The sequence below is a fragment of the Paenibacillus sp. OT2-17 genome (genome assembly GCF_009827695.1).
GTDB classification, from domain to species: Bacteria; Bacillota; Bacilli; order Paenibacillales; family Paenibacillaceae; genus Paenibacillus; species Paenibacillus polymyxa_B.
In genome coordinates, this window is sequence record NZ_WUDQ01000112.1 from 1 (window position 1) to 9,669 (window position 9,669).

Here is a 9,669-nt window from a genome sequence, read left to right on the forward strand (position 1 = left end):
AACGATCCAAACGGCTTGGTTTACTATGAAGGAGAGTACCACCTGTTCTACCAGCATACGCCCCATGATACGCAGCCTGACTTTGGCCGCATGCATTGGGGGCATGCGGTAAGCAAGGATCTAATACATTGGGACGAACTCTCACCGGCAATTCCGCCTGGAGAGGACGGAGCGATCTTCTCGGGAAGTGCGGTGGTGGATAAGAACAATACAAGCGGATTTTTCAACGAAGAAGGATCAGGATTGGTTGCAATTTATACGAATGAGGGCAACAGGGCTCAGCCCGGCAAGCCGCAGGTGCAAAGCATTGCTTACAGCAGGGATAAAGGTCGAACCTGGACAAAATATGAAGGTAACCCGGTTTTATTCCCAATGGAAACGCTAGACTTTCGTGATCCGAAGGTGTTTTGGCATGATGAATCGTCGATGTGGATCATGGTCCTTGCCGTAAGAGAACGTGTAGAATTTTACACATCTCCAAACCTGAAAGAATGGTCTTTTGCAAGCGAATTCGGTTCTGACATTCCGCATATCCACCGAGGGATATTTGAATGTCCTGATATACTTCAAATCCAAGTGGATGAGGATCCTAATACCACGAAGTGGATTCTGATGCTAAGTGTCGGGGATAGAAATGGTGTGAATCCAGATGATCCGGAACCACCGGCAGGTGGTTCTGGCATGATGTATTTCATAGGCAACTTTGACGGTAAGGCATTTGCTCTGGATGGAACGTTGGAATCTTTCGATACTATTAAATGGGTAGACTACGGATCAGACTTTTACGCGGCCGTGACCTGGAATGGGATTCCAAACGAGGACGGTCGAAAGATTTGGGTCGGCTGGATGAACAATTGGCGTTATGGTACCACGCTACCTTCAGAGGAATGGCGTGGCAAGATGTCAATTCCCCGTGAGCTACAGCTTAGGACTTATCCGGAGGGACTTCACTTAATCCAAGCACCCATAAGTGAATTAAGTCAGCTAAGAAAACCGATTTTGTCTCTGCAAGACTTGACGATTAAGCCAGGTATGAACGTGTTGTCTGATTTCTCTGCTGCAAAGGCAGAAATTATTGCAGAATTTGAAATCAGCACTGCCGTGGAATTCGGGTTCAAAGTGCGGAAGTCTTCTAATCAGGAGACGATCATCGGATACAATAGCTCGAATGGGGAGTTGTTCGTCGATCGGACGAAGTCGAGCGCCATTGATTTTCATTCCGATTTCACAGCAATACACAAGGCCCCTATGAAGCCAGAGCATGGACGGGTACAACTGAGTATTTACGTGGATTGGTCAAGTGTCGAGGTCTTCGGAAATCATGGAGAAACAATCATCTCAGACATGATTTTCCCGGACTTGGAGAGCAGGGGGCTGGAACTCTATGCCATTGGCGGAGAACTAAGGGTCGTATCGCTTCAAATCAATGATCTAGTAAGCATTTGGGGAAATGAGAATGTTTAGACGTTAACTATTGATATCATTCAAATTTTAATTATCTCACGACGGAACTCGTTAAGCATTGGCTTGATTCGACGAAGTGGTTACAGCCCGGTTGCGTGCATTCGTATCTGAAACCTGGTCCTCAAAACCAATTAAAGTAACATTTTTCTGCCTGGACACGTAACACCCGGTCGGCTCACAACCGTATCGGGTGTTTCATATCCTTGGAAAGTTAGCAGAACTCGAAAGACGACCACGGAGCAATCTCATTAAAAGTGAATAAGGGCTATTGCTCTGCAGTGGTGAAAGGCGTAAGAATCTGTCCGTGCATGCCCTGGTCAATTATCCTCAATTATAATTTCCATAAGAGAGAGAAGGTTATAATTGATGGTCTTGAGTTCTTTGAACTTAATAAGAGATACGATATGTTAGAAATCAAGTTTTCATTTCTTGAATATACTCTAGCTGATGGAACGGGAAAGAAAAAGAACGATATTTAGAAGTGATTTCGAGTGTATCAAATGAAGATCAAACATGGAAATTAATAAAACATGATTTTATAAGGTTATATGTTTATAAAATATGGGGTGGCAATACAGTCTCCCAAGTTAGAATAATTCGCCACGTTTAAAATCCCCATTACTGCAAGTTGAAAATGCATCTCATCCATAAGGCTGCTTAGGAAATGGCTTAGCAGTTAATACAGATAATTAACCCTTCCGTATGACCTAGCTCAGGCAAATTGTGCTCCAATATGGAAAATTCGAATGAAATTATCCTTTCATCTTCGAGTCTGAGTTATTTTTTAAAAAACCAAAGCTTGGCGAAACAATTACGCTAAACCTTGGAATCCGGAAGGTGGCGTCAACTGGTGAAGACAAAAAGATTAACAGACTTGGTGATACTGGTTGGGATCTTGACGAAGCCTTCCAAGCTCAATCCCAAAGAGAATATACTGTTATTGAGGAGTTCACAGATCTGGTTGAACCGTACAGTATAGACCAATTATTCGCTGATTTTACAGGATCTATGCATCTATTCGGTAATGATCCAGTCGATTTAGCGAAGCAAATTCAAGACAAGATCTATAATGAAACAGGCGTTTACGCGAGAGCAGGCATTGGTGAAAACAAAATCATCAGTAAATTGTGCTGCGATATGATTGCTAAAAAAGCTGAGGGTGGCATTAAGATAATCCACATGTTAATGAAATAATGAAAGTAGCAATTGAAGAAAATGTAAAATATTTTGCAGTAAACGGTCCAGAAATAAATAAAAAACTATTTGATAAAATCAAAGAGAACAACGGAGTAATCATATTTAGACCTATAACACTTACACCAGGAATAATGAGAGAAGCCGAAAAAGCAGGAGCGGATGTATTAGTTTCCACAGGATATGACGAAGGAGGAGGACTACCGGGAAAAGCTCTGGGTACATTTACATTGATACCTGCAATGGTCGACTCAGTAAACATTCCGGTACTAGCGGCAGGCGGAATAAACGATGCCCGTGGAGTAAAAGCGGCCTTTGCATTAGGAGCGGAAGGCGTGTATATGGGAACAAGATTTATCGCAACACAAGAAGCTCCATCAGCAATTGAAACCAAAAAAGCGATAGTCAATTCAGGGCATGAAAATATGCATTTTATAGGGAGTGGTTTACGTTCCATATTAACTAAAAAGTTAGAAATAATTCAAGAAAAATATGAAAAAAATGAAGATACAAGCAGAGATGTATCAGGAGGCTTCCGGATCGGAATGTTAGAAGGAAAGTTTGATGAAGGGATAATATCAGTCAATACTGGAATAGACATCATAAAAGACATACCCACAGTAGAAGAATTGATCGAAAGACTATTTTCAAATTGAACAAATCTAGAAATAACGAGTCACAGAATAGAGTAATTTAGGAAAGCTAAAATCACAATACTTTATAGACGATGCTTAAAGCCCTGTTTATCTTATACGCTGACTTATGAATGAAACTCTACATGGGAAGGATAGGCTAATGCTGTACTGAATGAATGAGCTTGGGCCGCTATGTGGAGAATAGTGATAATACCGGTCCCAGAATTAATGCACTAGCTATGTTCTAAATGTCACGTAGACACATAAACTGCTGCTCAGCGAGGGAGCATTTAACCCGGAATTTATGGAGCCCAAGCTCTTAAAAACATGGAAGAAAAATTACTCACTAATAGGAGAAACAAAATATGTCGATTGAAAAAACTGAAAAATCCAGAGAGATAGCAACAAAATTTTTAGATTATTTAAGTAAGGGTGATGTCAAGAGCATTAGTAACATGTTTGAAGGAAGTAATGCTGGATGGAGAGTATTGGGACAAAAAGAAAGTTTTCCTCTTGCTCGCAAGTATGGACCTGATGAGATCGGTGACTTGTTCAAGGCTGTATCACCAGTAGCAGAAGGTGGAGAGGGAAAAATCGAATTATTGGGTATCTTTGCGGATGGCGATCGAGCCTTTGTAGAAATTCATGCGAAGGCGACAAACTCGTCAGGAAAGCCCTATGATAATCGATTGCTTTTCTCGATTCATACAGGAAAAGAAGGCATAACATTAATTGAAGAATATATGGACACCCGGCATCTTGATGAACTACTGTTTCACACGGATGCTAAATAGTAGAAAAACTGTGTATGAAGTAGAATGCTTAGTTAAAGAACTTTAAAGAACTAAAATATTCTAAATGAACAATAGTCAACAAATAAGTTAGTGAATAATATGTTAACGGCAATCTTCATTGATTGTCGTTTATTTTATATACAGGCGTACAAGTTATATTATTAGACTACCAACTCTGATCATCAGAATTTTCATGTTGAGAGAGATAAATGTGATAAGAATGAAACAAAGGAGCTGACTTCTGCTGAATGCGTGTCGAGGGACAAGAACATATTCCCATTAAAGTCGCTAATTTAGCGGCTTTTTTATGTTATCGGTACAAGTTCGTGTCCCGAGCTAAGGACAAGAACTTGTACCGATTGCCGAAATGGATAAGAACTTGGTCCGATTGCCGATTATATGTATATCTAAGTGGGTAGTGAGTCTCTTTTGAGTGGCTACCACGCTAAAGGTTGGATTATGACAGAAAGTGCGGAGAACCGTATCACAGATAGAGGTGAGTTCTCTGAAGAAAAAGTCTGAATTTACAGAGTGCGGACTCTTAAGAACAGGTTGGGTAAGTCTTCCGGAATATATTGTGGCTACTATCCCAAAAGCTCTAAAAAATACGGTGATAATCAATAAACCCTGATTGTTCTTCATTTCTCCAAATAAAGTGCGCGCTTAAGACTAGAACGTAAATAAAACGAATATGAGGGAGTCTCATATTGGGAGATCTCTCGTATTCGTCTTTTTAGTCAGCATACTTGTTTATAATCATATGAGCAGCCTCATCCGCTATTTGAAAAGCCTGCTCTCGTGAAATACTGAAATCAAGCAGCAACATTTTGGGCCATAGCACCTGCCCAGCAATTAGACTCATGAATTCGTTGGCCGTCTTTGCCACATCAGGGAGGTTTATATTACCCAATTGAACTTCATCTAATAGATATTTTGTCAATTTCTGATGAACAGCACCTTCACCCAATTCATAATGAAAAAGACTGAGCTGGGGGAACTGCTTGGCTTCTGCAATGACGACCCGAAATAAAGGAGCCATTCCATCACGAGTCAGCACGCATGCGTAGTCTCGTCCGAACTTTATTAATCCTTGCAGGGGAGAGCCGAGCACCGGTGGAACGTCCCATTCGGGATCAAGCTCCCAAAAATGCTTGACGATGGTTTCAAAAATCAATTCCTTCGTCGGGAAATGATTGAAAAGTGTACCTGTAGAGAGACCAGCAAGTTTTGCAATCTGAGCTAAAGTAGTACGCGCATACCCTTTTTCAAAAAACAGTTCTTGTGCAGCGGCAATCGCGCACGCCCTTTTTTCTTCCTTTATACGTTCATGGTAAGTTGATTTTGTTCCCATAATTCCACTCCAAAGTTGGATTTAAGTCTTATCAGAGGGATAGCACCCTCTTCTCTACTATACAACAGTTGACCGTGTTCTAAAAGAAAAAGCTGCCTAAGCACCCTCGGAGGGCTTAAAGCAGCAATAGGGCTAACATATTAGAGAATCGTTTGAGCGCCATCCAGAACCAAGTCAACGCCAATGGTGAAGCGTGACTCATCCGAAGCCAGATAAACAACAGCTTTGGCAATCTCTTCGGCAGTACCCATGCGTCCAGCCGGAATCCCGTCACGAATGCGGTTAATAACCATCTCACGAATTTCGTCAGACACGCCTAGCTTGTTCTTATCGTAAAGCGGGGTATCAATCGGTCCAGGACTCACCGTATTGAAGCGAATTCCGTGAGACGATAATAAGTCGGAATTCCAGGCTTTGGTCAGGGTGGAAATGGCACCTTTAGTAGCCGCATAAGCGTTGGAATGTGCATATCCGGCATGAGAACTGCTCGATCCCATTAAAACGACAGAGGATGGGTTCGCCATCACTGGAGTTAATGCCTGCATTAAGAAAAATGGAGCTTTTACGTTGATGGCAAACAAGCGGTCAAAGGCTTCTTCATCGATTTGCTCGAATGGACGCCAGTCAGATACGCCTGCGTTTAAAAAGGCAATATCCAGTTTGCCAAAATGTTGTTCAACACGTTCAGCCAGTTGACGTTGGGCGTTGAGGTCTCGGGAATCTGCCTGAAGCACAAGGACTTGATTTCCGAGTTCCTTTTGTGTTTTTTCTACATTTGCCGGGGTTACTCCGGTGACAATCAATTCAGCGCCTTCAGCCAGAAATTGTTTGGCTGTCTCCAAGCCAATTCCGCTGGTGCCACCCGTAATAAGTGCTCGTTTACCATTAAGTCTAGTCATATTAAAACCCTCCATCGCAAGATACTTACAAGGACAAATATAAGACGATAATAGTATAAAGTCAAGTAACTCAACTTTATTTATTTTTTCTTATGTGATAAGATCATTTTGAGCACAAGAGACTGTGAATACAGAGTTAAAGAAGTTTTTTTATTCGTTTAGAGAAAGTGAGAGATGGACACTGACAAATGAGGGAGGAGTAGTCCTGATGGGACATCAGCTAAATAGGTTCAACGTCTGAAGATCGTTATCAAGTAGGAGAAGCCGGGAGGGCTTCCACTGTCTAAATTAGATACAAATACTCGTACAGAAGAGTATTTGTATCTATAGGAAATCGGCTCCCATTTGCGATTGAAGTCACGAAAACCAATCGTTGAATAATTTGTTTCAGAGAATAGAAGAAGGTTGATATGGTTTTGAACTCTTATGCAACTCTTTTTGGCAATGTTGGGCTATATCATGACTATTAATGTCTCTATGGAAGGTGAGTATAAATTGAAAACAATGGTTATTATCGGTGCAGGACCAGGTCTGGGATTCTCGCTGGCCAAGACTTTTGGAAAAAACGGTTTCCGTATCGCCCTAGTTTCAAGAACACAGGAGAAATTGGACAAATATGCAGAGCAGCTTGGTGAGATGGGAATTGAAGCTCAGGGTTTTGCTGCCGATATCACTAACAAAATGCAACTTATGAGAGCTTTTCAAGAAATTAAGAATACGTTCGGTACAATCGATGTCTTGGAGTTTAGCCCGCATAGTGGAAATGTTACTACAACATCTGTTCTGGAAACGACTGGTGAGAGCGCACTTCAATTTTTCAACAATGTTGTCATCGGAGCTATTAATACAGCTAGACAATCTTTCCAGAAATGATTGAACGGGGTGAAGGAGCACTTCTTTTCACAAGCGATCTTTCCGCAATGAGTCCAAGCTCGATGTTTGGAAATTCAGGTATCGCCATGTCAGGACTCCGAAACTATATTCTTAGTTTACACGAGCGTTTGCTTCCTCTTGGAGTATTTGTGGGCCATTTATCCATTAGTCCTTTAATCAAACAGGGTACAAGTTTTGATCCTGATCAAGTGGCTGAGGCTTGGTACAATCTGTATGATAAAAGAACAGAGGTAGAGGATACTTTTCCTAAGGGAATCGTGCAATTTATCAAAAAATAAATAAATGCTAAGACTTATATAAATCCTGATTATATTAGACGTTTTTTAGTAACCATAAGTACCTTGATACAAGGCAGTTTTCAAATCATTCTGGAACAACTGCCTTGAGGAGAGATAAACAGAGGGAGGGGCGGTATTTACTTAGCTGTTAAAGATGAACAAGAGTCACACTGATTATGTAACAACTTATTCCAATAGGGAACCATGAGGTGTCATCGGTTTAACCGAGAATGTGCCGGCATCTGAATATCCCAAAAAACGGTGTCAACAGGCTTTGTCCTGAGAGGCTCAATCGCTCGAATCGGATCCATATACCGCCCAACTACCATCACATCCCCGATCTTCACAATAAAATTTCCAGAAGATCAAGAGCATCTTCTTCATCGTCGACCAGCATCACATGAACCATCGAAACCTTCTCTCCTTATCATGAAGTACATGTATGATTCATCACGTCCTATAAATTCCTCGAATTTTTAGCTACAAAGGAACGTATTAGCTCTTCGATCCGTGAATTATCCATTACGTTCAGGTGCTTTTCGCGGATTAATTTTCTCTTTTGCATCTCGTAGTAATCAAGCAGCGTTTTCTCCAAAGGTAAGCCGTGTTGGACAAGGAACGACGGATCAAGTATTCGTCGCAAAATCAGTTCATCATCCAATATAAAAATCGCAGAGTTCACTGGATAAAAAATCCCCTGTTCCGCTCCTAAACGATACAGTTCACCTAACTGCTTAAAACGAAATTGTTGTGCATCGACAATTTCTTCATACAAACGCGGATTATATACTTTAAAATCATTCAAAAAATGTTCTGGAAAATAGTAGTTAATCATTAAAGACTGCTCAAATGACTTTTGATATCGTTCCAAGATGGCCTCGTTCTCGTCTGCAGAAGATATATCCACATTACGCATATAATCTGTGTAGTTTGAGATGACCAAGGATAATATTTCTTCTTTGGAAGAGAAATATTTATACATCGTCACTTTACTTACATCCATAAATTTAGCCATATCCTCAGCTCTCATGGAAATGAGGCTATCCTTGCGAGCACGAATAACAAGTCTATATATCATTTCTCTGCACGTTTTATCACGTTGATCTTCGTTCAGCGAATTCAAGACATGATACACTCATCACTTCAGAGAGGGTTTGGCGTCAAGGAAATGATGGATGCAATCCACGCGTCTGCCGATTCGATTAGGAGGCATCAAAGGCAAAAACATAGGGAGCGAAGCGGTTGTTAATTCAACCGTGAGGAGTTTCGGCTCGGCGAGCGGATCAATTATTCATCCGTCTCGCGCATTTTTTCCCTAGTACTCTAGGGGGGCGTTGCGAAAATACCGATCCAACATCCATGTCTATGTCTATATGAATCAGATCGGATCGCAAAAGCAAAAGAGAGGAGCCCATTTTAAATGAGTAAAGTTTGGACAAAAGACAATATCCCGGATATGTCAGGGAAGGTGGTCGTCGTCACAGGCGGGAATAGCGGTATCGGTTTCGAAACAGCGTTAGCATTAGCCAAAGAGAGGGCAACGGTTATTCTTGCTATTCGAAACATGGAAAAAGGTGAAGCAGCCCTGAATAAAATAAAATCCGTCTATGCCAGTGCAAATGTCAAAGCCATGAAGCTCGACCTTAGCGATTTGAATAGTGTCAGGGCGTTTGCAGCAGATTTTCTTAAAAAGCACGAATCTTTGTCAATTCTCATTAACAATGCAGGCATTATGGATCCACCTTATGGGTTGACCAAGGATGGCTTTGAATCCCAATTTGGCAGTAACCATTTAGGGCATTTTGCACTAACCGGATTGCTGCTGCCGCGCTTGATTTCTACTCCGAATTCGAGAGTGGTAACGCAGAGCAGTTTGCTCGCTCATAATGCCTCCATCGATTTTGATAATTTAGATGGTTCTAAAGGATATAGCGCCCGGAAGTTTTATGGTCAAAGCAAGCTTGCAAATCTATTGTTTGCAAGAGAATTACAGACCAAGTTTCGTAGCAATCATATTGATTCCATGAGCGTCGCTTGTCATCCCGGAATCTCGCATACCAATTTATTTTCCTTTGGATCAGGGAAGCGGGCAAATATAATCATAAGGATGATTTCAAGTATTGTAAGTCAACCGGCACATATGGGCGCGTTGCCTGCTTT

Annotated in this window: 10 protein-coding genes; 7 read left to right on the forward strand and 3 right to left on the reverse strand. The window is 41.3% G+C overall.

The window, feature by feature from the left end:
* From GRP75_RS13975 to GRP75_RS13990, 4 genes are all read left to right on the forward strand, one after another.
* On the forward strand, positions 1–1,464 hold a 1,464-nt coding region (locus GRP75_RS13975; RefSeq protein WP_160789593.1), incomplete at its 5' end, for a glycoside hydrolase family 32 protein.
* An 837-nt stretch (positions 1,465–2,301) separates the two neighbouring features.
* The gene (locus GRP75_RS13980) at positions 2,302–2,658 is read left to right on the forward strand and encodes a Y-family DNA polymerase (protein ID WP_337194228.1); all 357 of its coding nucleotides are present in this window, start codon (positions 2,302–2,304) and stop codon (positions 2,656–2,658) included.
* Positions 2,658–3,314, forward strand: a complete 657-nt coding sequence (locus GRP75_RS13985) for an NAD(P)H-dependent flavin oxidoreductase (protein ID WP_160789594.1) — start codon at positions 2,658–2,660, stop codon at positions 3,312–3,314. The genes GRP75_RS13980 and GRP75_RS13985 overlap by 1 nt, the downstream gene beginning before the upstream one ends.
* Before the next feature lie 344 nt (positions 3,315–3,658).
* The gene (locus GRP75_RS13990; protein ID WP_160789595.1) at positions 3,659–4,087 is read left to right on the forward strand and encodes a nuclear transport factor 2 family protein; all 429 of its coding nucleotides are present in this window, start codon (positions 3,659–3,661) and stop codon (positions 4,085–4,087) included.
* Between the two features lie 733 nt (positions 4,088–4,820).
* On the opposite strand, the gene GRP75_RS13995 is transcribed toward GRP75_RS13990, so the two are convergent.
* On the reverse strand, positions 4,821–5,438 hold the full coding sequence (locus GRP75_RS13995) for a TetR/AcrR family transcriptional regulator (protein ID WP_160789596.1): 618 nt from the start codon (positions 5,436–5,438) through the stop codon (positions 4,821–4,823).
* A 140-nt stretch (positions 5,439–5,578) separates the two neighbouring features.
* Complete coding sequence (locus tag GRP75_RS14000; RefSeq protein WP_028541604.1) at positions 5,579–6,337, reverse strand: SDR family oxidoreductase; 759 nt, start codon at positions 6,335–6,337, stop codon at positions 5,579–5,581.
* Positions 6,338–6,841: 504 nt separating this feature from the next.
* Here GRP75_RS14000 and GRP75_RS29755 point away from each other — a divergent pair.
* Positions 6,842–7,210 carry an SDR family NAD(P)-dependent oxidoreductase gene (locus tag GRP75_RS29755; RefSeq protein ID WP_237449045.1) on the forward strand — a complete coding sequence of 123 codons (369 nt, stop codon included), beginning with the start codon at positions 6,842–6,844 and terminating at the stop codon, positions 7,208–7,210.
* A gap of 62 nt (positions 7,211–7,272) precedes the next feature.
* Complete coding sequence (locus tag GRP75_RS29760) at positions 7,273–7,509, forward strand: dehydrogenase (protein ID WP_237449042.1); 237 nt, start codon at positions 7,273–7,275, stop codon at positions 7,507–7,509.
* Positions 7,510–7,966: 457 nt separating this feature from the next.
* Here GRP75_RS29760 and GRP75_RS14010 read toward each other — a convergent pair whose 3' ends face one another.
* Entirely contained in the window at positions 7,967–8,524 is a 558-nt protein-coding gene (locus GRP75_RS14010; protein WP_237449043.1) for a TetR/AcrR family transcriptional regulator, read from the reverse strand.
* Positions 8,525–8,929: 405 nt separating this feature from the next.
* Between GRP75_RS14010 and GRP75_RS14015 the strand changes: the two genes are divergently transcribed.
* Positions 8,930–9,669: oxidoreductase (locus GRP75_RS14015; RefSeq protein ID WP_160789597.1), on the forward strand; the 740-nt coding region annotated here is incomplete at its 3' end.